23 protein-coding genes and 1 other RNA gene are annotated in these 25,246 nt (G+C 40.8%); 19 read left to right on the top strand and 5 right to left on the bottom strand.

The window, feature by feature from the left end; all coding sequences use genetic code 11:
- Positions 1-18: 18 nt before the first annotated feature.
- Positions 19-2,397, top strand: a complete 2,379-nt coding sequence (locus tag JOC31_RS01370; protein WP_205016433.1) for a phosphoketolase family protein — start codon at positions 19-21, stop codon at positions 2,395-2,397.
- Between the two features lie 333 nt (positions 2,398-2,730).
- Positions 2,731-3,468 (top strand): cyclase family protein, encoded by a 738-nt coding sequence (locus tag JOC31_RS01375; protein WP_205016434.1) that lies wholly within the window; start codon positions 2,731-2,733, stop codon positions 3,466-3,468.
- Between the two features lie 42 nt (positions 3,469-3,510).
- Here the strand turns inward: JOC31_RS01375 and JOC31_RS01380 are convergent, their stop codons facing one another.
- The 4 genes from JOC31_RS01380 to JOC31_RS01395 form a co-directional block, all read right to left on the bottom strand.
- On the bottom strand, positions 3,511-4,890 hold the full coding sequence (locus tag JOC31_RS01380) for an MATE family efflux transporter (protein WP_205016435.1): 1,380 nt from the start codon (positions 4,888-4,890) through the stop codon (positions 3,511-3,513).
- A 7-nt stretch (positions 4,891-4,897) separates the two neighbouring features.
- Positions 4,898-5,185: a DUF2316 family protein gene (locus JOC31_RS01385; RefSeq protein ID WP_205016436.1), complete on the bottom strand. Its 288-nt coding sequence runs from the start codon at positions 5,183-5,185 to the stop codon at positions 4,898-4,900.
- Positions 5,179-5,604 carry a MarR family winged helix-turn-helix transcriptional regulator gene (locus JOC31_RS01390; RefSeq protein ID WP_205016437.1) on the bottom strand — a complete coding sequence of 142 codons (426 nt, stop codon included), beginning with the start codon at positions 5,602-5,604 and terminating at the stop codon, positions 5,179-5,181. Before JOC31_RS01390 ends, JOC31_RS01385 begins: the two co-directional genes overlap by 7 nt.
- Before the next feature lie 109 nt (positions 5,605-5,713).
- Positions 5,714-5,974: a YiaA/YiaB family inner membrane protein gene (locus tag JOC31_RS01395; RefSeq protein ID WP_338058824.1), complete on the bottom strand. Its 261-nt coding sequence runs from the start codon at positions 5,972-5,974 to the stop codon at positions 5,714-5,716.
- An 87-nt stretch (positions 5,975-6,061) separates the two neighbouring features.
- Between JOC31_RS01395 and polA the strand changes: the two genes are divergently transcribed.
- Together polA and JOC31_RS01405 are read left to right on the top strand one after the other, a co-directional pair.
- Entirely contained in the window at positions 6,062-8,701 is a 2,640-nt protein-coding gene (gene polA / locus JOC31_RS01400) for a DNA polymerase I (protein WP_205016439.1), read from the top strand.
- Between the two features lie 240 nt (positions 8,702-8,941).
- Positions 8,942-9,373: a CoA-binding protein gene (locus JOC31_RS01405; RefSeq protein WP_205009716.1), complete on the top strand. Its 432-nt coding sequence runs from the start codon at positions 8,942-8,944 to the stop codon at positions 9,371-9,373.
- A gap of 145 nt (positions 9,374-9,518) precedes the next feature.
- Here the strand turns inward: JOC31_RS01405 and JOC31_RS01410 are convergent, their stop codons facing one another.
- Positions 9,519-10,271: a DUF975 family protein gene (locus tag JOC31_RS01410; protein WP_205009715.1), complete on the bottom strand. Its 753-nt coding sequence runs from the start codon at positions 10,269-10,271 to the stop codon at positions 9,519-9,521.
- A gap of 146 nt (positions 10,272-10,417) precedes the next feature.
- Between JOC31_RS01410 and tgt the strand changes: the two genes are divergently transcribed.
- From tgt to JOC31_RS01485, 15 genes are all read left to right on the top strand, one after another.
- The gene (gene tgt / locus JOC31_RS01415; protein ID WP_205016440.1) at positions 10,418-11,560 is read left to right on the top strand and encodes a tRNA guanosine(34) transglycosylase Tgt; all 1,143 of its coding nucleotides are present in this window, start codon (positions 10,418-10,420) and stop codon (positions 11,558-11,560) included.
- 255 nt (positions 11,561-11,815) lie between these two features.
- Entirely contained in the window at positions 11,816-12,619 is an 804-nt protein-coding gene (locus JOC31_RS01420; protein WP_205016441.1) for a Cof-type HAD-IIB family hydrolase, read from the top strand.
- 36 nt (positions 12,620-12,655) lie between these two features.
- Positions 12,656-13,588, top strand: a complete 933-nt coding sequence (locus JOC31_RS01425; RefSeq protein ID WP_205016442.1) for a LacI family DNA-binding transcriptional regulator — start codon at positions 12,656-12,658, stop codon at positions 13,586-13,588.
- A gap of 331 nt (positions 13,589-13,919) precedes the next feature.
- Positions 13,920-14,738 carry an oxidoreductase gene (locus JOC31_RS01430; protein WP_205009711.1) on the top strand — a complete coding sequence of 273 codons (819 nt, stop codon included), beginning with the start codon at positions 13,920-13,922 and terminating at the stop codon, positions 14,736-14,738.
- Positions 14,739-14,766: 28 nt separating this feature from the next.
- A complete protein-coding gene (locus tag JOC31_RS01435; RefSeq protein ID WP_205016443.1) occupies positions 14,767-15,744 on the top strand; it encodes an AraC family transcriptional regulator in 978 nt (325 codons plus the stop codon).
- A 417-nt stretch (positions 15,745-16,161) separates the two neighbouring features.
- Complete coding sequence (locus JOC31_RS01440) at positions 16,162-18,333, top strand: Cna B-type domain-containing protein (protein ID WP_205016444.1); 2,172 nt, start codon at positions 16,162-16,164, stop codon at positions 18,331-18,333.
- Between the two features lie 75 nt (positions 18,334-18,408).
- Positions 18,409-19,185 (top strand): MBL fold metallo-hydrolase, encoded by a 777-nt coding sequence (locus tag JOC31_RS01445; RefSeq protein ID WP_205016445.1) that lies wholly within the window; start codon positions 18,409-18,411, stop codon positions 19,183-19,185.
- The gene (tadA, locus tag JOC31_RS01450) at positions 19,185-19,703 is read left to right on the top strand and encodes a tRNA adenosine(34) deaminase TadA (protein ID WP_205016446.1); all 519 of its coding nucleotides are present in this window, start codon (positions 19,185-19,187) and stop codon (positions 19,701-19,703) included. Before JOC31_RS01445 ends, tadA begins: the two co-directional genes overlap by 1 nt.
- A 14-nt stretch (positions 19,704-19,717) precedes the next feature.
- An RNA gene (gene ffs / locus JOC31_RS01455) (signal recognition particle sRNA small type) lies at positions 19,718-19,814 on the top strand.
- Positions 19,815-19,909: 95 nt separating this feature from the next.
- Positions 19,910-20,422 (top strand): hypothetical protein, encoded by a 513-nt coding sequence (locus JOC31_RS01460; protein ID WP_205016447.1) that lies wholly within the window; start codon positions 19,910-19,912, stop codon positions 20,420-20,422.
- A gap of 73 nt (positions 20,423-20,495) precedes the next feature.
- On the top strand, positions 20,496-21,113 hold the full coding sequence (locus JOC31_RS01465) for a hypothetical protein (protein WP_205016448.1): 618 nt from the start codon (positions 20,496-20,498) through the stop codon (positions 21,111-21,113).
- A gap of 152 nt (positions 21,114-21,265) precedes the next feature.
- Positions 21,266-22,615, top strand: a complete 1,350-nt coding sequence (locus JOC31_RS01470) for a glucose-6-phosphate isomerase (RefSeq protein WP_205016449.1) — start codon at positions 21,266-21,268, stop codon at positions 22,613-22,615.
- 138 nt (positions 22,616-22,753) lie between these two features.
- On the top strand, positions 22,754-23,251 hold the full coding sequence (locus JOC31_RS01475; RefSeq protein WP_205016450.1) for a hypothetical protein: 498 nt from the start codon (positions 22,754-22,756) through the stop codon (positions 23,249-23,251).
- Between the two features lie 108 nt (positions 23,252-23,359).
- On the top strand, positions 23,360-24,058 hold the full coding sequence (gene dapD, locus JOC31_RS01480; protein WP_205016451.1) for a 2,3,4,5-tetrahydropyridine-2,6-dicarboxylate N-acetyltransferase: 699 nt from the start codon (positions 23,360-23,362) through the stop codon (positions 24,056-24,058).
- A gap of 51 nt (positions 24,059-24,109) precedes the next feature.
- A complete protein-coding gene (locus JOC31_RS01485) occupies positions 24,110-25,240 on the top strand; it encodes an N-acetyldiaminopimelate deacetylase (RefSeq protein ID WP_205016452.1) in 1,131 nt (376 codons plus the stop codon).
- Positions 25,241-25,246: the final 6 nt, after the last annotated feature.

The following is a 25,246-nucleotide window of genomic DNA, read 5'->3' on the forward strand; positions in this document are numbered from 1 at the left end:
TTGAGGAGAATTAATAAAATGGTAAATTTTGATAGTCAAGAATATCTAAATAAAGTTGATGCTTGGTGGCGTGCAGCTAACTATATCTCAGCGGCTCAAATGTATTTAAAAGACAATCCTTTGCTACGTCGTGAAGTAGTAGAAAGCGATTTAAAAGTACACCCAATCGGTCACTGGGGAACTGTTCCAGGACAAAACTTTATTTATGCTCATCTTAACCGTGCGATTAATAAATATGATCTTGATATGTTTTACATTGAAGGACCAGGTCACGGTGGGCAAGTCATGGTTTCCAACTCTTACCTAGATGGATCATATACTGAGTTGAATCCAGGTATTCCACAAACAGAAGAAGGTTTTAAACAACTTTGTAAAATTTTCTCATTCCCAGGAGGAATTGCTTCACACGCTGCTCCTGAGACGCCAGGCTCTATCCACGAAGGTGGAGAACTAGGCTACGCTTTATCTCACGCAACTGGTGCTATTTTGGATAACCCTAATGTTATCGCTGCAACAGTTATCGGTGATGGGGAAGGTGAAACTGGACCTTTGATGGCAGGTTGGTTATCAAATACTTTTATCAACCCAGTTAATGATGGGGCAGTTCTTCCAATCTTCTATCTTAACGGTGGTAAAATTCACAACCCAACAATTTTTGAACGTAAAACAGATGAAGAATTAACCCTCTTCTTTGAAGGTCTTGGCTGGAAACCAATTTTTGCAGATATTACGGCTGTAGCTGAAGTACACGAAGCAGCTCATGCTCTCTTTGCCGCAAAATTGGATGAGGCTGTTGAAGAAATTCGTCGCATTCAAGAGGATGCACGTCAAGGTAAGGCAGAAGATGCACGTCAAGGTAAATTCCCTGTCTTGATTGCGCGTATTCCAAAAGGATGGACAGGACCAAAATCATGGGAAGGTACACCAATTGAAGGTGGTTTCCGTGCTCACCAAGTGCCAATTCCAGTTGATGCACATCATATGGAACATTTAGATGCTTTGCTTAATTGGTTGACTTCTTATCGTCCCGAAGAACTGTTTGACGAACAAGGTAAATTCCGTGATGAGTATGCAGCTATCTCACCTAAGGGTGAACGTCGTATGGCCATGAACCCAATCACTAATGCTGGTGTCATTAAACCGCTTGATACAGCAGATTGGAAGAAATTTGCGTTTGATATTGAGACTCCAGGTGCCTTCCAAGCTCAAGATATGATTGAGTTTGGTAAATATGCAGCTGATTTGGTAGATGCCAACCCAGATAATTTCCGTATCTTTGGTCCAGATGAAACAAAATCAAACCGTTTGCAAGAAGTATTTACTCGTACAGATCGTCAGTGGTTAGGTCGTCGTGAACCAGGCTATGATGAATCATTAAGCCCAGTTGGTCGTGTGATTGATTCACAGTTGTCTGAGCATCAAGCAGAAGGTTTCCTTGAAGGTTATGTTTTGACAGGACGTCACGGTTTCTTTGCTTCTTATGAATCATTCTTGCGTGTGGTAGACTCAATGGTGACACAACACTTCAAATGGTTGCGTAAATCAAAAACACATACTACATGGCGTAAAAATTACCCAGCTCTTAACTTGATTGCAGCATCAACAGTGTTCCAACAAGACCACAACGGCTACACTCACCAAGATCCAGGAATTTTGACTCACCTAGCAGAAAAAACTCCAGAGTATATCCGTGAGTATTTACCAGCAGATACTAACACACTCTTGGCAGTCATGGATAAGGCCTTTAAAGCAGAAGATAAGATCAACTTGATTGTCACTTCAAAACATCCTCGCCCACAGTTCTACTCAGTAGATGAAGCAGAGGAGCTAGTCAAAGAAGGTTATAAAGTGATTGATTGGGCATCAAATGTTGGTCCAGATCAAGAACCAGATGTTGTCTTTGCAGCAGCAGGAACTGAACCAAACTTAGAAGCTTTGGCAGCTATTTCAATCCTACATAAGGCTTTCCCTGAACTTAAGATTCGCTTTGTCAACGTTCTAGATATCTTGAAACTACGTCATCCATCAGTTGATGCTCGAGGTCTCTCAGATGAAGAGTTTAATCAAGTCTTTACATCAGATAAACCAGTCATCTTTGCCTTCCATGGTTATGAAGATATGATTCGTGATATCTTCTTCTTACGTCGTAATCATAACCTACGTGCACATGGTTATCGTGAAAACGGTGATATCACAACACCATTTGATATGCGTGTTATGTCTGAGTTGGACCGATTCCACTTGGCACAAGATGCAGCACAGGCTGTTCTTGGAGACAAAGCTTCAGATTTTGTTGCTGAAATGGATGAAAAAGTAGCTTACCATAAAGCTTACATCCGTGAGCATGGTGATGATATTCCAGAAGTTAATGATTGGAAATGGGAAAATATTAATTAAGGTAAGTCTCGCTGACTCCTTTCATTTTGAGAGAGATCAGGTTTCTTAATCAATTGTAAAGCACGTCAATCTCCTAAGAGGAGATTGACGTGCTTTTTTGTTGTCCTATAAGGTTGGTTTATAGCTAGTTATAAGAAAGTTCAATAGCGATAAAGCTTGATAGCAGAGCTTTTCTTGGCTATAATCGTAAGTAATCCTCAAAGATTAATTGGCTGTGCCTTAAGTATAGTAGTGAGATTACTTTGGTGTTTAGTCGAACTATTATTAGGTCATGCAAACTGTTGAGCAAAACTCTCTCTTAGAAGAGTAAAAAAGAAAGTAAGGAGAACTCAGATGACAACTTTAACACATGTATATCAAACCTTGCAAGCGGCTAAATGGGTAGATTTGACCCATCAAATTAATGAGTCTAGTCCACATTTTCCTGCTTTACCAGCCTTGGAGAAAAAAGATCTTTTCACTTTGAAAGATGGTTTTCATGTTCAGCAAATTTCAGTTGTTGGTCAATATGGAACGCATATTGATGCTCCTATCCATTTTGTAGAAGGTGGTCGTTGGCTGGATGAGATTGCTCTCAAAGATCTTCTTTTACCACTCTATGTCGTTGACTTGTCTGAGCAAGTAGCGGCTAATCCAGACTATGAAATCAGTAAGTCAGATTTGTTAGCTTTTGAGTCAGAACATGGAAAAATCCAAGCTGGAAGTTTCGTCGCTTTTCGAAGTGATTGGCATAAGCGTTGGCCAAGCCAAGATGCAATTCGTAATCTAGATGATCAGGGTGTTCAACATACTCCAGGATGGTCCCACGAGGCTCTCCAGTTCCTGATTGAAGAGCGTCAGATTAAAGCAGTAGGTCATGAGACATTGGACACTGATAGTGGGGTTAGAGCTGCTAAAAATGGTGCTTTGTTAGAGGAGTACTATCTATTGGAGCAGGATCTTTTCCAAGTGGAAGTTCTAGCTAATCTTGATCAAGTACCAGCTACAGGAAGTTTGATTAGTATTGCCTTTCCACATTGGGAAAAGGTAACAGGTTCACCAGTTCGTGCCATTGCTATCTTACCAGAGTAATAAAAAGAGAGTTTGATGATTTTGAATCAAACTCTCTTTGTGTTATTGCAGGGTAAGCCATTCTTTTTGCATCTTTTTAAGTGTTTGTGTAATGAGTGCAAAAGAAATTAAGAAGGCGATAAGGTCAGCGACAGGGGCAGCAAACATGATGTTGTCAACCCCAAAACTGATGACAAATAGGACTGAGAAAGGAACCAGAAGCAAAAGTTGCTTGGTAATGGCCAGAAATGCTCCAATCTGTGCTTGACCAATGGAGGTGTAGAAGGTTGTGGTTGAAATCTGCATACCATTTAGAAAGACAAGTGCCATAAAGACACGAAGGTATTTAACACCGTAAGTCATGTAAAGTTCGCTTGAATTACCAAATAGCGAGAGAATTTGAGGTGCAAAAACTTCAAATAAGATAAAGGCAGTAATGGCGATGTAGGTCGCTACTCGAATGATGAGGAAGTAAGACTGGTGGACACGGTCCAGTTTTTTAGCACCAAAGTTATAGCCAACAATGGGTTGAGAACCTTGGGTTAGACCGATAACGATGGCTGAAAAAATCATGTTGACTTTGGCAACAATACCAGCCACAGCGATTGGAATATCGCTGCCATAGATAGACTGACTTCCGTAGGCTTTCAAGAGGTTATTAGTCACAATCTGAACGATGGTTGAAGATAGGTTGTTGAACATAGCTGTTAGACCGAGGGCAGAAAGCGCAAGGAGTACTTTGTGGTTGAGCAGAAAATCGCTCTTTTCAAGTTGTACAGTCTTAAAACGCTTAAGGTAGATAGCTACCGCGCAACCAGAGATAATCTGACTGATAACGGTTGCCCAGGCAGATCCTGCGATTCCCCATCCAAATCCAAAAATAAAGATAGGATTTAAAATAGTATTGAGGACAGCTCCGATGACAACAGATGTCATTGAATATTTGGCAGAGCCATCTGAACGGATAAGAGGACTACCACCAGAAGAGACGAGAAGAAAAGGAATCCCAAGTGATGTGATAGAAGTGTAGGTCATGGCATAGCTAAGGATATCATCAGTAGCGCCAAAGCTAATCATGAGCGGCTTAAGAAAGAGTCGGATGATGATTAAGAGGGTAACTCCGATCAAAAGGAGGGAAGAAAAGGCGTTTCCGACTGTCTTTTTAGCAAGTGTTTTGTTGCCACGTCCTATTTCAATATTGAATCGTGAGGCAGCCCCAACTCCAATCAGAAGGGCTAGAGCGGTGCAGATAGTTGTGATCGGAAAAGCGATATTGGTCGCAGCATTTCCTAAGTAACCAACGCCTTGACCAATAAAAATTTGATCGACAATATTATAGAGGGCATTGACGATATTAGCGATAATAGCAGGAATGGCGAATTTTTTCAGTAGGCTTGATAGTTTTTCTGTTCCAAGTGGGTTTTTGTCAATGTTTTTTGCCATAATGGTATTAAGATCTCCAAGGTGTGTCGTAGCTAAACCAACGGTTAGCAGAGTGGTCAGCTAGTCGGCTGAAGGGATAGAGAGGAATGCCTTCTTTTTCTAACATATCCTCTAGGTAATCACGCAAGCACCATACTTGACCTGGTGCGGCTTGGTATGACATGACTAGGATGTTTTCAATTTCTTGAGTAGTCATATGGGTATCCTCAGCGATTTGCTCTATAGGGTAGGCGAGTCTTTTGAAATTTTCTTGTAGTTCTTTGGCAGTATTGATGGTCTCTTGTTTGGTTAGCATGGGGAATCTCCTAATAGTTGTTGTAATAAGTGTTTTAGGTTTTCTTTGTCAGATGAGCTGAGGTTTTTGGTTAATTCTTGGTCAATGGCTGCACCTAAGGCTAGCAGCTCATCGGTCATATCAAGTGTTTTTTGACTTAGCCCGATAACCTTACTTCTAGCATCCTTAGGGTTGGTTTGACGGTATATAAAGTCATTCTTTTCCAAATTTTGGAGAATGCCAGTCACTGTTGGGTTGCTCATGTCAAAATGTTGCTCGATCATACGCTGTGTCACAGATAAACTAGGTTGTCGATAGAGGAATTTTAGAATTTTATATTGGCTATTGGTTAGTCCGATGCGGACGAGTTGTTCATTAGCCTGCTTATCAAAAGCTAGGCTGGCACGCTTTATTAAGATTGAAATAGCTGTTTCTGTCATAAGGGTCTCCTTTTGTATAGGTTCCTATATATCTTAGCATAGCTTCTTGTAGGAATCAATCAAAAATAAAAATAACTTGCTTTTTTGAAAAACAAGTTATTGACAGGCTCTATTTCTCTATGTCCTGTTGAGAAAGGAGACGATTGTAGCTATCTTCATCTTCCTGATTATCTCGAACAACTTTTGATACTGTAAATGATGAGGAAATCAAACCAACACAACCTATGAGATAATATCCCTTAACCATCAAAGGTTCTTTCAAAGTGTAGAGACCAATTAAGAGAAGTCCTACAAAGAAGATAAAGTAACCCCAAGCCATCATAGTGAAGGCAGGTGTATTACGGTAAACTTTTTTCTTAACTTTATTTATAGTTTTCTCTTTTTTTGTTTCTAAGAACCTATTGACTTTGAAGTTTGAGAAGATAGGAGCTAGCGCTTCTTGTGTTATAATAGACCTATGGAAAACAAGAATAAATTACTACTAATTGACGGTTCTTCCGTCGCTTTTCGTGCTTTTTTTGCCCTCTACAATCAAATTGATCGTTTCAAAAATGCTAGTGGTCTGCATACCAATGCCATTTATGGTTTTCATCTCATGTTGGATCACCTGATGGAGCGTGTGCAGCCGACCCATGTCCTAGTAGCTTTTGATGCGGGGAAGACGACTTTCCGTACGGAGATGTTCTCAGAGTATAAGGCGGGGCGTGCCAAGACGCCTGAGGAATTTCGCGAGCAGTTTCCTTACATTCGTGAGATGTTGGCAGCTCGTGGGATTGCCTATTACGACCTTGCCAACTACGAAGCTGATGATATTATCGGGACTTTGGATAAAATGGCAGAGCGTACAGAGACTCCTTTTGATGTGACCATTGTCTCTGGAGATAAGGACTTGATCCAGCTGACTGATGCCAATACCGTCGTTGAAATTTCTAAAAAAGGGGTAGCAGAGTTTGAAGAGTTTACCCCTGCTTATCTGATGGAAAAAATGGGCTTGACACCAGAACAGTTTATTGACCTTAAGGCTCTTATGGGAGATAAGTCTGATAATATCCCAGGTGTCACTAAAATTGGTGAAAAAACTGGTCTCAAGCTCCTTCACGAATACGGTAGTCTAGAGGGAATCTACGACAATATCGATAGCATGAAGGCGTCTAAGATGAAGGAAAACCTAATCAATGACAAGGAGCAAGCCTTCCTATCAAAAACCTTGGCGACAATCAACACCCAGTCTCCAATTACAGTTGGTTTGGAAGATACTGTATTTTCTGGACCAGACCTTGATAAGCTGACGGCTTTTTACGAGGAGATGGGCTTCAGTCAATTCTTGAAAGGTTTATCAGGCGATCAGCCTCAGGCTAGCTTTGAAGTGGACTATGAAGAAGTGAAGGAAGTAAGGGATGACCACTTCAGCTCAGAGGATTTCTTCTATTTTGAGATTTTGCGTGATAACTATCATGTGGAGGACGTGATTGCCTTTGCTTGGGGAAATAGCAGCGCTATCTATGCTTCAACGGACTTAGAGCTTCTCAAAGAGCCGGCTTTCCAGAAAGCTCTCTCTCAACCTATCAATACCTACGATTTTAAACGTAGTAAGGTCTTGCTCAGTCATCAGGGTATTGATTTGCCGACAGCAGCCTATGATGCTAGACTGGCTAAGTACCTTCTATCAACAGTTGAGGACAATGAGTTATCGACCATTGCTAGACTCTATACCGATTTGCCTTTGGAGACTGATGAGGAAGTCTATGGTAAGGGAGCTAAGCTAGCTATTCCAGAGAAAGAAGTCTTGCTCAGCCATTTGGCTAAAAAAATCCAAGTTTTGGTGCAATCCAAGGAAGTGATCTTGGACAAGCTAGCCCAGCAGGAGCAAACCGCTTTGCTCTTTGACATGGAGTTGCCACTGGCAAACGTGCTAGCTAAGATGGAAATCGCAGGGATTACTGTTAAGAAAGAAACCTTGCAGGAGATGGAAGTCAGCAATCAAGCTGTTATCGATAAACTAACACAAGACATCTACGACCTAGCTGGTCAGGAATTCAATATCAATTCGCCTAAGCAGTTGGGGACAATTCTTTTTGAAGAAATGGGCTTGCCGCTTGAGATGACTAAGAAGACCAAGACAGGTTATTCGACAGCAGTTGATGTCTTGGAGCGTCTGGCACCGATTGCACCGATTGTGGCTAAGATTTTGGATTATCGTCAGATTACCAAGCTGCAGTCGACTTATATCGTGGGCTTGCAGGATTACATCTTGGCAGATGGTAAGATTCACACCCGTTATGTGCAGGATTTGACCCAGACAGGGCGTCTGTCATCAGTTGATCCTAACTTGCAAAATATCCCTGTCCGCTTGGAGCAAGGGCGTCTCATTCGTAAGGCTTTTGTCCCTTCATCGGAAAATGCCGTGCTACTAAGCTCAGACTACTCTCAGATTGAATTACGTGTCTTGGCTCATATCTCTGGAGATGAGCATCTGATTACGGCCTTCAAGGAGGGGGCAGATATTCACACGGCGACAGCTATGCGTGTCTTTGGGATTGAAAAGCCAGAGGATGTGACAGCCAACGACCGTCGAAATGCCAAAGCGGTTAACTTTGGTATCGTCTATGGTATTTCAGACTTCGGTCTGTCAAATAACCTCGGTATTACACGTAAGCAGGCTAAGAACTATATCGACACTTATTTTGAACGCTACCCTGGTATCAAAAATTATATGGAGTCAGTGGTGCGTGAGGCACGTGATAAAGGCTATGTAGAAACCCTCTTCAAACGTCGTCGTGAATTGCCAGATATCAATTCTCGTAACTTTAATGTGCGTGGCTTTGCAGAGCGTACTGCTATCAATTCACCTATCCAAGGAAGTGCAGCTGACATTCTCAAGATTGCTATGATTAACTTGGACAAGGCTCTAGAAGATGGTGGCTATGCGACTAAGATGCTTTTGCAGGTGCATGATGAGATTGTACTGGAAGTGCCAAATGATGAACTGACAGTCATAAAACAGTTGGTGACAGATACCATGCAGGCAGCCGTAGAGCTTGCTGTACCACTTTTGGCTGATGAAAATGACGGCAAGACTTGGTATGAAGCTAAGTAGGGAGAAGGTATGAAAGAGAATTTTCCGTTTACTTATTTTTTATTACGTTATATGCTAGGTTTTTTAGCAGTAGTACTCTTGATTGTAGCCCTTATGTTTCTCTATGCCTGGCTAGTCAATTAAGATATAATTGAGACTAGAACAGTGGTTCTGGTCTCTTTTTTAAGCTATGGTGGCAAAAAAACAGTTTGGTATGTGACTTTATGATATACTAAAGAAAACACTTACAAGGAGATGCCTATGACTTATCATTTTCAAAATCCTTCCCAAGGTACGATTGAAGCATATATCAGGTCTGCTAAAACGATTGCGATTGTTGGTTTGTCAAATCGTCAAGAGACTGCTGCTTATATGGTTGCCAAGGTCATGCAGGATGCAGGCTATCAGATTATACCTGTTAATCCTAAATTAGCTGGTCAGGAGATTTTAGGTGAGAAAGCCTATGCCAATTTACAAGAAGTGCCAGTACATATTGATATTGTTGATGTGTTCAGACGTTCGGAGTTTTTAGCTGATGTTGCCAAGGATTTTCTGGAAACAGACGCCACTGTCTTCTGGGCACAACTAGGTTTAGAGAGCCAAGAAGCAGAAGAAGTCTTAAGAGCAGCAGGACGACAGGATATCGTCATGAATCGCTGCCTTAAGGTTGACTACCTAAATGTAAAGGGCTAGATCTCACCGTGCTAGGCTAGTCATACTGGTGTAAAGACTTAGTGACAGCGTCAAAAATAAGAGACCAGACGTGATTGAATCATCCTTTACTTGTCAGATTGTAAAGGATGATTCATTTTTGTCTAGCCTCTTGCGAGTGTGTTTTTTATTGTGATGTGTCCTGTGTTTTCGGCAGTTGATTGTAAAAGAGTGCGCGGCTGGTATAGAGGTATGGCAGCAAGTAGATAAAGATGAGTCCTAATGTAAAAGGAATCAAAAGATACCAACCGATGAAGCTGAACTCAAGCGCAAAGAGTTTAAATTTTTGTCCTTTCATAAGACGAGTGCTTTCCTTGAGAATTTTAAGACTTGATTGGTTTTGTCCTGCCTCTAGGAGGTCGTAAAGGACGAACTCGGCCTGACTATATGAGTAGGTTTTGATAATGGAAAGGACAAGTCCTACAAGATAGAGAATGACTCCAATCAAGATAAGCCAAACTTCCTGATTGGTGATGGTAGATGTGCTAGGAACATTTAGGACAACTAGCAGCATACCGATACCAATTGGTAAAGACCAGAGTGTTATCATTAGGAAGCGAACAATAAAGAGAAAAATCAACTTTTTAAACCAAAGAGTTGAGAAGGTTCTGGTGCTATCAGCCATCTCGACCTGACGTTTTTTGAAACGAACAACGTCTAACATTGTTATGCTGGCTGAGACGCTAAAGAAGGCTAGAATGAGTTGAATCACCCAAGGGAAGGCTGTAGCTGAGACTACCTTGTCATCCATAAAGGCTTGTTGAATGCTAAGACCTCCAGAGAATAGCGTCAATAAGATAGGGATGAGAAAGAGTTGGTATTTTCCATCTAAACTTTTGAGCAGCTGTTTAGCGGTTTGTTTGAGTTCTTTTCTATTCATAAATCTCTCCTTTATTGCTTAATCTTATAGTGTTATTATAACATATTCAAGCTGACAAGCGTCTCTAATTCTGATAAAATAGAGACTATTGGCTTTGCCATAATCAAGAAAACGCAGGACTGTTTTTCCTGCTGTAAGGAGTGCACATGACGGATTATCCAATCAAATATCGTCTGATTAAAAAAGAAAAACACACGGGAGCTCGTTTGGGTGAGATTATCACACCACACGGGACTTTCCCAACGCCTATGTTCATGCCTGTTGGGACACAGGCAACCGTTAAAACACAGTCGCCCGAAGAGCTCAAGGAAATGGGTTCAGGTATTATCTTGGCAAATACCTACCACCTCTGGTTGCGACCTGGAGATGACTTGGTGGCTAAGGCAGGCGGACTGCATAAGTTCATGAACTGGGATCAACCCATTTTGACAGACTCTGGCGGTTTCCAAGTTTATTCATTGGCTGATAGCCGTAATATTTCAGAAGAGGGCGTGACCTTTAAAAACCACCTCAATGGCTCTAAGATGTTCTTGTCACCAGAAAAAGCTATCTCGATTCAGAACAATCTCGGTTCTGACATCATGATGTCCTTTGATGAGTGTCCTCAGTTCTACCAGCCTTATGATTATGTTAAAAAATCAATCGAACGCACTAGCCGCTGGGCAGAGCGTGGTCTTAAGGCTCACCGCCGTCCACACGACCAAGGTCTTTTTGGAATTGTGCAAGGAGCAGGATTTGAGGACCTCCGTCGTCAGTCTGCCCAAGATTTGGTCTCAATGGACTTCCCTGGCTACTCAATCGGTGGTTTGGCAGTCGGTGAGACTCACGAAGAAATGAATGCCGTGCTGGATTTCACGACACAGTTGCTCCCTGAAAATAAACCTCGCTATCTGATGGGTGTTGGTGCTCCTGATAGTCTTATTGACGGCGTTATCCGTGGGATTGATATGTTTGACTGCGTGCTTCCAACGCGTATCGCCCGTAATGGAACGTGTATGACGTCACGAGGGCGTTTAGTTGTTAAAAATGCTGTTTTCGCAGAAGATTTCACTCCGCTCGATCCAGAGTGTGATTGCTACACATGTCAGAATTATACGCGTGCCTATATCCGTCATTTGCTCAAAGCTGATGAGACTTTCGGTATCCGTTTGACAAGTTACCACAACCTTTATTTCCTTGTTAATTTGATGAAAAAAGTTCGTCAGGCGATTATGGATGACAATCTCTTGGAATTCCGACAAGATTTCGTTGAAAAATATGGTTATAACAATTCAAACCGTAATTTCTAAAATAGTTTAAGACGATAATGATGACACAAATGTCAATACAACACTAAACATGACTATCATATTTTTGTGAATATGAAAACGGTATTTGACGAGAGTCGTCTTTTAAAATCGATAACTTATTAGATAAGAACCAAAGGCTATTTTGAAGTCATTGGTTCTTTTTGTCTTAACTTTTTTGAAAAAGCTCTTGACATGGAACGCGTTCCACACTTTATACTCTTTCTATAGACAGGACATCAAGAAGGAGAACTCAAAATGATTAAACGTATTTTTTCAGATATGGACGGGACTTTATTAAATAGTAAGGGGCGTGTCTCAGACAAAACAGCTCAGGCAATCAGAGAGGCTGCTATTCCAGTAACCTTAGTATCTGCTCGTGCTCCTATGGAAATGAAAGAAGCCATTGATGCTCTTGGTTTGACAGGTATTCAAGTTGGTTTTAACGGTGGTTTGGTTTATTGTTACCTTGATCATAAAGTCAGTGTCATCAAATCCTGTCCACTAGCTGATGAAGATGCTCACCTCTTATTAGCTCACATCAAACAAGCCTTTCCTAATCTAAGTCAATCTTACTATGATCAAAATAAGTGGTACAGTTACAAAGTAGATGCTGGTATTGATTACGAAAGTCAGTTGACCTTGCAAGAACCTTGTATCCTTGACGAAGCGACTTATTTAGCACCTAAAATATCTGTTTACAAAATCATGCTAATCACTTTTGATTCTGAAGAAATGGCACGCTTAAAAGCTAACTTGGAAGCCTTGAGCTTGGATGGTGTAAGTATTCAACAGTCAGGAGCTTTTTATCTGGAAATCACCCATGTGGCAGCTAAAAAATCAGCAGGGATAGACTTTGTTTTGGCAAAGGAAAACTTGAGCAAGTCAGAAGTTGCTGGACTAGGTGATGGGCATAATGACCTACCTATGTTTGACCGTGTCGGCTTGGCGATTGCCATGGGGAACGCAGGACAGGAGATTAAAGATAGAGCTGATGCTGTAACTTTGACTAATGATGAAGATGGGATTGCTTATGCATTGGAGAACTATTTGGTACAATAAGATGGAGCAATCTTGCATTTTTAAAAGGAGGTCTCAATGGTATCTATCAGTCAAATTGCTAAGGTATCTGGTTACGCTAAGTCAACTGTCTCTCGCTACATCAACCAATCAGGTTATGTTTCAGAAGAAGCAGGGCGTGTCATTCAAGAGGTTATCGAACAACTAGACTACATTCCCAACCAACAGGCTAGAGATTTGAGTTTAGGTAAGACACATCGTATTGCGGTTGTCGTACCGCATACCAAACACCCCTACTTTATCGAACTCTTGCGAGGCTTGATGGATTCTGCCTTGGAAGGTTCAGACCAGCTTGTTTTCTTGCCCTCTGATTATCAGTCTGATTTGGAATTGGCCTATTTGGAGCAGCTGCGAGCCAAGGCTTCTGATGCTTTGGTATTTACTTCGAGAGCGATTTCTATGAAAAAGATAGCCGAATATAGCTCCTACGGTAGGATTGTTGTCCTTGAAGAAACGACTTTAAAAGGGTTGTCCTCCGTCTATATCAAGAGAGGACCAGCTTATGATGCCTTGTTTTCCAAATTACAACAAGCGTCTAAGACAAAGTTGGCTCTTCTCTTTTCGAGAAATGATGAGACCAGTGCAACTTATCGTGAAACCATGCGCCATGCAGAGCAGTATTTTGAGACAGCGGCTGTTAAAACCTTTGGTGGGTTGTCCACTTACGATGATGCTTTTCAGATTTTTGAGATATTAAAAGCAGAGCCGTTTGATGCTATTGTTGCCAATAGCGATGATTTAGCCAGTGCTTTGATTCAGTGTTTTAGTGACCTACCTACTCCTCCTTTGATTGTCAGTCAAGAAAGGCAGGTCTCTGGGAATATTTTAGGTATTCCAAGTATTGACCACAAGGCTTATCAATTAGGTCACGAAGTTTTTAAGGCAGCTGTAGCATCTGATATTCAAGTCTCTTGTATCCAGTCAGAACTGGTTAATCACGATAGTTTATAGCTAGGTATAGTAAACTGAAACAAGAATAGGACAATAGTACCTCAAGAAAAGTATCACAATTTGGTAATACTTTTCTGAGGTGTTTTTGATGTGAGCCAATGTTTTCTCGAAAGTATTATAGCTAAGCGTACTATTTCTGTTTCATTAAACTATAGAGTTGTTGATAAGCCTGTAACATTGCTTTAGAGGCCCCTTTTTCTAGGCACTAGAAGATAAGTCTTTGGCATAAAATGTCAATACGATGGCGTGAATTGTTATTGAGTCTTGAGGCTATTTCTCTTATAATAAATGCATCAGTTAAATAAAAAAATCAAAAAAAGAGGTATATAACATGTCAAACAAAAAAGTAATCTTAATCACAGGTGCATCATCAGGTATGGGTAAAATTTCTGCTCAAGATTTGATCAAAGCCGGTCACATCGTTTACTGCGTGGCTCGTAGTGTCGATAAAATGCAAGATTTGGCTCAACTTGGCGGACATGTCATGAAAATGGACGTGACCAACGAAGCTGACATCGAAAGCGTTGTGGCAAAAGTCATGGCTGAGCAAGGACGTATCGATGTTCTTTGGAACAATGCTGGCTATGGTCTTTACGGTCCAGTTGAGGAATTGAGCATGGAACAAGTACAAGCTCAGTTTGAAGTCAATGTTTATGGTGTGGCTCGTTTGACAAAAGCCGTTCTTCCACACATGCGTGCTAAAAAAGCAGGGCTTATCATCAATACCACATCAATGGGTGGTAAAATCTACACACCACTTGGAGCTTGGTACCACGCCAGCAAACACGCTATGGAAGGTTACAGCGACTGTCTCCGCCTAGAAGTGGCTGAATTTGGCATCAAGGTGGTTGTCCTTGAACCAGGTATGATTGCGACTGGCTTTAACCAAGGGGTTAATGATAATTTCTCTCACGCTTCAAAAAATGGTCCTTACAAACGTTTGGTTAATGCTTACCTCCGTGCCATGGAAAAAGGGATGGACGGTGGTTCAAACCCAAGTGTCATCTCAAACACTATCCTTAAAATCATAGACGCTAAAAATCCTAAAACACGCTACCTTGTTGGTCAAAACGGAAAACTTTTGGTTTACATGCGTCGTATTTTGGGAGACAAAGCTTTTGACCGTATCTTGATGAGTCAATTCAAATAAGATATTATCTTGCAAAGAAGGAAACACCATGAAATTAACCCTAACCAATCAGTTTCAAGACTTTTTAAAAAACATCGGTGCTGACATGACCAGCCTCTTACAACATGCTGAAGTTCCTAATAAACTTTGGCAGGAAGAGGTGGAGTTGACGGTCTTAGAATACCACAGGCTCCTGCTAGAATTTGATAAGGTCATGTCAGAGGGCAACATTCGTGCCCTCAGTCAGATAGAAAATATTCAGATGTTCGTGCCTGCCTTCTTTGCGGCTCTCTCTTCGCCAAACGGTTTAGAGGCTCTCGCTCGCTTTGCCCGTTTTAAAAAACTGGTGGGTCCTATCCAGGTAGACATTATCGAGGCAGAGACGACTATTTCTGTGACTTATAAGTTTGCTCATGCCAACATGGACTTACCCAAGTTTTCAATCTTAAATGAACAATTATTAGTCTTGAACATGATTCGAACAGGGACTGGTGAGCGCATCATTCCTCTTGTTGTTGAAACTCCGTTTGACTACGATGAGGAAACAGTGTCGGAATTTAGTGTGCCTATTCAAAAATCTGATAGCAATCGTCTGATTTTTGATAAGAGCGATTTGCAAAAGCCTTTTCTGACACAGAATAATATCATGTGGCAGTATCTAGAACCAGAGCTTAATCAACATTTAGCCCAACAAAGTGCTAAAGAAAGTTTTGCCAGCTATGTGCAGCAGGAACTCTACTCAGCTATCCCAAGTGGTCAGTTTTTGGTGGAGGATATTGCTCATCGCTTGGGGGTCAGTGTGCGAACTCTACAGCGACAGCTCTCAGCTGAAAATACTAGCTTTAAGCAGGAATTGCAAGCCGTTCAAAAAGCCATGACCTTCTCTTATCTCAAAATGCAGCTGCCATTAGAGGAGATTTCAACCTTGATTGGTTACAGCGAGGTTAATGCCTTCAGCCGGGCCTTTAAAAAGTGGACGGGGATGACGGTGACGGAGTACAAAAAGCGAGCAGAATTGATAGATTAACCCTTATTTATAGTGTCTTTTTGAAAAAGTACAACGATTACAAAACGAGTAACGATAGTGAGCTTACTATTGTTACTCGTTTTTCATTGTTTTAAAGCGAAGATACAAGGATTTCTGCAAAGGAGAAAGTGTATAATATTAATGGTATGAATAGTTAGACAATAATAGAAAATCCCCATTTTATTAGGGATTAAAATTTACGGACAAGTTAAATGATATTTTTTTAACAAACCCTTATTTGTGAACATTTATGAATATTATTTTTATTTAGTTGCTAAAAAAACGTATAATTTTATATTAAGAAAAGAGAATAATTCTTATTTTGAAAAAATAGGATAAAAATTAAAAAATAGAATGGTTATTTTGTAGATAAAATGATAAAATGATGTAAGAAAAATTAATTAAGGGAGAGAGTTTATGAAATCACAATTATTTCATTTATACCGTATAATTTCAATTGCAGTCCTTTTAGGGTTTGGAGCGGTATTGGCGTTTGGTAGCCAAACAGTCAGTGCTGATACAGTTGATGTCAACACTAATATGACCTTGAAAAAAACTGACGGTACAGAGGTTACTACTGCTGATACAATCAATCAATACACGGTATTGTATTTGGATGTCACATTTGATTTACCAAATAATATTGTGCATGAGAGAGATACGACAGCTATCACCATACCATCTGAATTGGAGTTAATTCACGATGCTAAGTTTGAAGTTAAAGATTCAGAAGATAATGTCGTAGCTGACGCTGTTGCAGATAAAGACAAGAATATCATTACATTGACTTATCGAAAATACGTTGAAGAACACTCGGATGTTTCTTTTGAATTATCAGCCTCAACAAATGTTAATATGTCTGTCGTGAAGGAAGAAAAGACATATCCGATTAGCTTTGATGTGAATGGTAAAACGGTTTACAATACTGAAGTGACTTATAAAGAATCTGTCGGTCATGATAGCAAGGATGAAGTTTTCCACAAATATAGCTATTTATCTGATGACAGTAAAACTATGAATTATGTCATTCGAGTAAATGCAGCAGGTAATACTTACTCAGATGCAGTGATTAATGATACGTTGAAAACAGCAGGTCTTTATTACAATCCCTCAAGTTTCAAAATTTCAAAAGGTGATTGGCAGATCAATGATAACGGAGAGTTATCATTATCAGATGCCAGTGATGTGACTTCTGAGTACTCTGTCAATGTTAATGACAGCAAGACAGCTTTCTCTATTAATCTAGGAGATATTTCAGAAGGCTTTGAAATCACTTACTCAGTTGATATTAGTTACACACCGGTTCATAACGAAGAATTATCTAACTATGCTAATCTTTCGGCTAAACAGAAAGTGGTAGCTGAAAAAACAAATACCTTTGTTTATCAATCACTCGATGGATCGGCAAATGGTTATAATTACACTTTAAATCTTCAAAAAACAGATGAAGATGGAAATCCACTTCCAGGTGCAGAATTTACCGTTGTACGTAAAGCAACTGGACAAGTGGTAGCTGATGTTACAACAGACGACAAAGGACAGATTCAAGTCAATAACTTGTTGCGTGATGATTATGTCGTTACAGAGGTCAATGCACCAGAAGGTTACCTTAAAGCAGATCCAGTGACTATTAGTGGTGAAGACTTTGATCATACAAGTCTAGCAACTAGCTTAACAGTGTCAGATAAAAAGATTCAAAAAACATCGGTTTCAGGTACTAAAACATGGGACGATAGCGATAATATTGATGGTATTCGTCCAGAAAGTATCACTGTAAACTTGTTAGCTAATGGTAAACTTGTAGATACACAGAAGGTAAGTGAATCAGATAATTGGAAATATCAGTTTTCTGATTTACCAAAAACCGATAGTGATGGTAAAGAGATTGCCTACACTATCTCTGAGGAAGATGTTGCAGGTTATGTAGCAACAGTTGATGGTTATGACCTCAAAAATAGTCATACTCCAGAAACGACAACAACTGCGTCAACGACAAGTACCACGACGACAGAAGAGCCAACAACTGAGTCAACGACAAGTACAACGACAACAGAAGAGCCAACGACTGAGTCAACAACAAGTACCACGACAACAGAAGAGCCAACAACAAGTACCACGACGACAGAAGAGCCAACAACTGCGTCAACGACAAGTACAACGACAACAGAAGAGCCAACGACTGAGTCAACAACAAGTACCACGACAACAGAAGAGCCAACAACTGCGTCAACGACAAGTACCACGACGACAGAAGAATCAACAACTGCGTCAACAACAAGTACCACGACAACAGAAGAGCCAACAACTGAGTCAACAACAAGTACCACGACGACAGAAGAGCCAACAACTGAGTCAACAACAAATACCACGACGACAGAAGAGCCAACAACTGCGTCAACAACAAGTACCACGACGACAGTAGTTCCACCGAAAGGCGGATCTAACAATGGTGGAAATAGTGGTTCAGGAGTGAAACAAGCACTTAAATCAGTACTTCCAAATACAGGTGAAAAAGCGACAGCTTGGATCTCTATTTTGGGTCTGCTTATCATTGCAGCCAGTATCTATGTTTATCGTCGTAAATCATAAGATTAAGTAAAAATCACGGGAGACCGTGATTTTTCTGTTATAATAAAGCTAGTAAAATCAAAGAAGGTAATACGTATGAAATTAACAACACTTGGTTGCTGGGGAGCCTATCCTTATAAAGATGGTGGAACAACGTCCTATCTTTTGACAGGTCACGACGGTTTCCAGCTCTTGATTGACTGCGGTAGCCGTGCAGTCAATGAATTGGAAAAGGAAATCAGTCCTCTGGACTTGGACGCTGTCCTTATCAGCCATTATCACCCAGACCATGTAGCAGACTTGGGTGTTTTGCGTCATTATTTCCAACTTTATCCCAAACATCTCTGGGAACCAAAGGAGCTTCCGACCTATGGTCATGATGAGGATAGCTATGAGTTTGCTAAGCTGACTCTCCCAGGTGTTTCCAAAGGAATTGCCTACGATGTCAATGGTATCGAGACGATTGGTCCTTTTGAGATTAGCTTTATCAAGACCGTGCACCCTGTGGTTTGCTATGCCTTTCGTATCGTGGAGCCAGCGACTGGTCAGATTTTTGTCTTTACAGGAGATACAGGTTATTTTGACGGTTTGGCTGACTTTGCGGCAGGAGCTGACCTCTTCTTGGCAGACGTTTACCTTTATGAAGGCAACGAAAACCACATCGCTCATTTGACGACTAAGGAGGCTGGGGAAATTGCTGCGCAGGCAGGCGTGAAAAAACTGGTCTTGACACACATGCCACCAGTCCCACCAGCAGGTATTGACCCAGACCGTCACTTAGACATTCTCAGAGAGCAGACAGAAAAGTATTCCAACGGCATTCCAGTAGAATTGGCAGAGCCTCATAAGGCTTGGGAAATCGGTGACTGCTGATGGCAGACTTTAGTCAGGAAGAAAAAGTCTATTTTATGACAGAGGCTCTAAAAGAAGCTCATAAGTCCTTAGATAAGGCAGAAATTCCTATCGGCTGTGTTATCGTTAAAGACGGACAAATTATCGGACGGGGGCATAATGCGCGTGAGGAGCTCAACCAAGCTATCATGCATGCCGAGATCATGGCAATCAATGAAGCCAATGCGACCGAAGGAAACTGGCGTTTGCTAGATAGCACCCTTTTTGTGACCATTGAGCCTTGTGTCATGTGCAGCGGAGCCATTGGGCTTGCCCGAATACCACAAGTTATCTATGGAGCAACCAATGCCAAGTTTGGTGGGGCAGGTAGTCTTTACGACATTTTGACAGATGAACGTCTCAATCATCGTGTTGAGGTCGAAACAGGTATTCTAGCGGAGGACTGTGCTAGTATCATGCAGACTTTTTTCAGACAAAACCGTGAACGTCAAAAAGAAGCTAAGCGTTTAGCCAAGGAAAATTCAGAATTTGCAAATTGAGAGATTTATGTTATAATAATTAGTGGAGCAACACTTATGCGTGAAGCGGGTCAGGGGAGGAATCCAGCAGCCCTAAGCGATGTTAGGTGTGTGCTCTTTTTGTTTTTGTCTGACCAACTGTGGCAATTTTGTGGCAGTTGTTTTCTTTTACCCTAGATTTAGTATTTTTTGATAGACTGGTAGTAGATAGGGATAGGGGGATGAAGATGATTATATTTGCTTTTCCAGGTATTGGAAAGACAAGTCTAGCAAAGAAGTACGATGCTGTTGTGGATTTGGAACTATCAGAGATAAAGTACGACAACTCTGGTGTCAGGCATTTAACTAAGGAAGAACGCAAGTCCTTGAAACGCCCCTTGAAGTCTAAGGACTACAAGGAGGTATATGTAGCCAAGGCTCTTGATCTTCATAAGGAAGGTTATCTTGTTTTGGTTGCTCTTAATTTTTTACCTCGGCTGTTATGGCACATGGGTAAAGGAGCTCAGAAAAACTGTCATATTTTTATTCCTAAACTATCATTGAGGAAAGAATATCGGTCACGTTACCAAAAGAGAGGCAATAATCGCCGTTTCATCTTTGAGGTGATGAGCATCTGGTATCCGACCTTAGTTTTTTTGAGCTTATTGTCCTATGTTATTCCTGGACTGATTACTATTTTGGAGTCAAATGAGTTTTTAGAAGATTTTTTTGATTCTGATAGGATGACATTTAAGAGCTAATACTAGGACAATTAGTCACCTTTTAGGATTAGGGTATGCTATAATGGAGCTGACTATCACTTTTGGAGGGATTATGCGCAAATTTTTACAAACATTTTTGTACGAGCTATCTTTTTATATTGAAATTATTATTTCGATTATTTTATCAGCTATTTTGTTTTTATTGACCGTTCGATTACTATCTGAGATTACAGGTTTCTTTTCAGGAACTGATGGAATCGAGTCTTTCTTGCAAGAATTTTTAAACGAAGCCATGAGCATAGCTATCGGGGTCGAGTTGATTAAGATGTTGACCAAGCATACGTCGACTACTATTATTGAGGTTTTGCTCTTTGCTATTGCTCGTCAAATCGTGGTGTCACATGGTTCAGCCTTGAATTCTTTGCTTAGCGTTGTATCTCTTGTTTTGCTTTTTGTTGCTCGAAAATACCTATTGACTAGTTTTGATGATACAAGTCGCATCACTCTCCGGGGTAGCCAAAAAGTGAAGATGGTCAATGTCTTGGCTCGTATCAATTTGCCTTCAGAACCTCATGAATTATTGAGAGATTGGATGGTCAAACGTATCCTCAAGGAAGGCAAACACGTTTCCATCGGCACTAGCGTCTATGATAAGGATGTCGCTTTGCGTATTGAGAGTATGAAAGATGGCGTTATTACACGTGTTGATATTATTAAGTCTATTATTTAGGTGAAAATTGGTGTATTTTCAGAAAATGTCAAGGAAATTTTCGTGAAAATGGCACCGTTTTCTTTTTTTTGAAAATTTATCGTAAAATCATTGAAAAATAAGGGTTAAAAGAGTATGATAGAGGGGAAACCGATTTTAAAAGGGAGTATGTTATGTCACACATTACATTTGATTATTCAAAGGTCTTGGAAAAATTTGCAGGACAACATGAAATTGACTATTTGCAAGGTCAAGTCACAGAAGCAGATAAATTATTGCGTGAGGGAACTGGACCTGGTTCAGATTTCCTAGGTTGGATGGATCTTCCAGAAAACTATGACAAAGAAGAATTTGCTCGTATCCAAAAAGCTGCTGAAAAGATTAAATCAGACAGCGAAGTCCTTGTTGTTATTGGTATCGGTGGATCATACCTCGGAGCTAAGGCAGCTATCGACTTCTTGAGCAACCACTTTGTCAACCTTCAATCAGCTGAAGACCGCAAAGCGCCACAAATTCTTTACGCAGGAAACTCAATCTCATCTACCTACCTTGCTGATTTGGTAGAGTATGTTCAAGATAAAGAGTTCTCAGTTAACGTGATTTCAAAATCAGGAACGACAACTGAGCCAGCGATTGCTTTCCGTGTTTTCAAAGAACTGTTGGTCAAAAAATACGGTCAAGAAGAAGCTAATAAACGTATCTATGCGACAACTGATAAGGTCAAAGGTGCCGTTAAGGTTGAAGCTGACGCTAACAACTGGGAAACTTTCGTTGTTCCAGATAACGTTGGTGGACGTTTCTCAGTCCTTACAGCTGTAGGACTTTTACCAATCGCAGCATCAGGAGCAGATATCACAGCTCTTATGCAAGGTGCGGCAGACGCTCGTAAAGAATACGCATCAGACAAACTGTCTGAAAACCAAGCTTACCAGTACGCAGCTGTTCGTAACGTTCTTTACCGTAAAGGTTACTCAACAGAAATCCTTGTTAACTACGAACCATCACTTCAATACTTCTCAGAGTGGTGGAAACAATTGGCAGGAGAGTCAGAAGGAAAAGACCAAAAAGGGATTTTCCCATCATCAGCTAACTTCTCAGCTGACCTTCACTCACTTGGACAATACATCCAAGAAGGTGCTCGTATCATCTTTGAAACAGCTATCCGTGTTGACAAACCACGTAAGAACGTGATTATCCCAGAATTGGCTGAAGATCTTGACGGACTTGGCTACCTCCAAGGTAAAGATGTTGACTTCGTTAACAAAAAAGCAACAGATGGTGTTCTTCTTGCCCACACAGATGGTGACGTGCCAAACATGTTCATCACACTTCCAGAGCAAGATGAGTACACACTCGGTTACATCATCTACTTCTTTGAGATTGCCATTGCCCTTTCAGGTTACCTCAATGCCGTTAACCCATTTGACCAACCAGGTGTAGAAGCTTACAAACGCAACATGTTTGCCCTTCTTGGAAAACCAGGATTCGAAGAATTATCAGCAGAATTAAATGCACGTCTATAAAAAAAGAAAAAATGGCTTCCAAACGGAAGCCATTTTTGCATGCCGTAAATCTCTTAAAACCTTGTCATAAAAGGGTTGACAAAATATATATATATATATATATATAATTATAGCTAGATAAAATTTTAGGAGATTATAATGAAGCAATCATTTATTACATCATATTTGACTTTTTATTTGAAAGCCTCAGTGGCACTAGAAGGAGATTTTATCAAAATTTCTAATCCAAACACTATTTTGAAGATTATTCCCTTAGGAGCTCAAAACAAGACTATCCCAGTTAACCAAGTTACAAGTGTTGATGATTCATTTAAATTAGATTTCAAATCATTTGTATGGGGAGTTATTTTTACTCTGATCGGTTTTGGAATGATGGGAGACTCTTTTATTGGGGGCTTAATTCTAGCAGCTTATGGTATTCTGACTGTTTTGAGTTCTTTTCAAACTCTATTGTCTCTTAATTTGGCATCAGGTACATCTGAAACTATCAGTGTTGTAGTATTTGAAAAATCTAACTTATTGATGTGTAAAGAAACAATCGAATCTTTGATTCAAAAACGTTATAATGACACGAATGTAGCCTTACATACGCAAACACAAACGGAAGCATTAGTTAATGCTATTAAAGATAAATAGTACCGTTTTGAGAGCTTTTGCTCTCTTTTTTACATCAAAAATCTACCAAATATTCTGACTATTTGATATAATAGAAGTCACTAATCTAATGTAAATAGGAGAAAATACATGACTGCACAAAAAATGTCTGCACAAGAAATCATTGCTTTTATCGGTAATGCGGAAAAGAAAACGAATGTTAAGGTAACTTTCGAAGGGACTTTGGCTACTGAAGTGCCTACTTCAGTTGTTAAACTTGGCAATGTTCTTTTTGGTGACTGGAAAGATGTTGAGCCACTCTTGGCTGGTTTGACTGAAAATAAAGACTATGTGGTTGAGCAAGACGGTCGTAATTCAGCTGTGCCATTGCTTGACAAACGCCACCTCAATGCTCGTATCGAGCCAGGTGCCATTATCCGTGATCAAGTGACGATTGAAGATAATGCTGTTGTCATGATGGGTGCTGTGATCAATATCGGTGCTGAAATCGGTAGCGGTACGATGATTGATATGGGTGCTATCCTTGGTGGTCGTGCAACAGTTGGTAAAAACAGCCACATCGGTGCAGGTGCTGTTCTTGCGGGCGTGATTGAGCCGGCTTCAGCTGAGCCAGTTCGTGTCGGTGATAATGTCCTTGTTGGGGCAAACGCTGTTGTTATCGAAGGCGTTCAAATCGGTAACGGTTCTGTTGTTGCAGCGGGTGCTATCGTTACTCAAGATGTTCCAGAAAATGTTGTGGTAGCAGGTGTTCCAGCTCGTATCATTAAAGAAATCGACGAACAAACGCAACAAAAAACAGCACTCGAAGACGCTTTGCGTAATTTGTAATCACTTAGAAAAGCTTGTGGTGACACAGGCTTTTCTTCGAAAGGATAGAAAATGACACTAGATTTAATTAAAATCCGTCGTGATTTGCACCAAATTCCTGAGATTGGTTTGGAGGAGTTTAAGACCCAAGCCTATCTTTTAGAGCGTATTGCTGAAATCACGGCTGGTAAAGATTTTGTAGAACAAAAAACATGGCGAACAGGTATCCTTGTCTTTTTGAAAGGCTCTGCTCCAGAGAAAACGATCGGTTGGCGTACAGATATTGATGCTCTGCCGATTGTTGAAGAGACTGGACTGGATTTTGCCAGCACACATGAAGGGCGTATGCACGCCTGCGGTCATGACATGCACATGACAACGGCTCTCGGTCTTTTGAATGAGTTGGTGCAGGTGCAGCCGAAGAATAACCTGCTTTTCCTCTTCCAACCTGCTGAGGAGAATTTTGCAGGTGGCATGCTCATGTACGAAGATGGTGCTTTTGGTGACTGGTTGCCAGATGAGTTTTACGGTCTTCATGTGCGTCCTGATTTCAAGGTTGGCGATATTGCGACCAATACCTCAACTCTCTTTGCAGGGACTTGCGAAGTTTTGATCACTTTCAAAGGACGTGGTGGTCACGCAGCATTTCCTCACGATGCCAATGATGCCTTGGTAGCGGCTTCTTATTTTGTCACTCAGGTGCAGACGGTTGTTAGCCGTAACGTTGACCCTATCCAAGGCGGTGTGGTGACTTTTGGCTCGATGCACGCTGGGACAACTAATAATGTCATTGCAGAAACAGCTCAGCTTCATGGAACCATTCGTACATTGACTCAAGAAATGAGCCTTTTAATTCAAAATCGTGTCAAAACCATTGCTGAGGGTGTGGCGGCTAGTTTTGGAATGGAAGTTGAGGTCAAGCTGACTCAAGGTGGTTACTTGCCAGTTGAAAACAACCCTGACTTAGCGCGTAATTTGATGACTTTCTTTGACAATAGCCCTGCGGTTAATTTGATTGACTGTCCACCAGCCATGACAGGGGAGGACTTTGGCTACCTTCTTAATAAGGTTCCTGGTGTCATGTTTTGGCTAGGTATCGATACACCTTACCCCCTTCATCATGCCAAGATGAGTCCAGATGAAAAAGCTCTGCCATTTGCCGTAGCAGAAATCTCAAAATTCCTAAAAATGAAAGTGCAATAGATTAGA

The sequence above is a fragment of the Streptococcus saliviloxodontae genome, assembly GCF_016908655.1.
GTDB classification, from domain to species: Bacteria; Bacillota; Bacilli; order Lactobacillales; family Streptococcaceae; genus Streptococcus; species Streptococcus saliviloxodontae.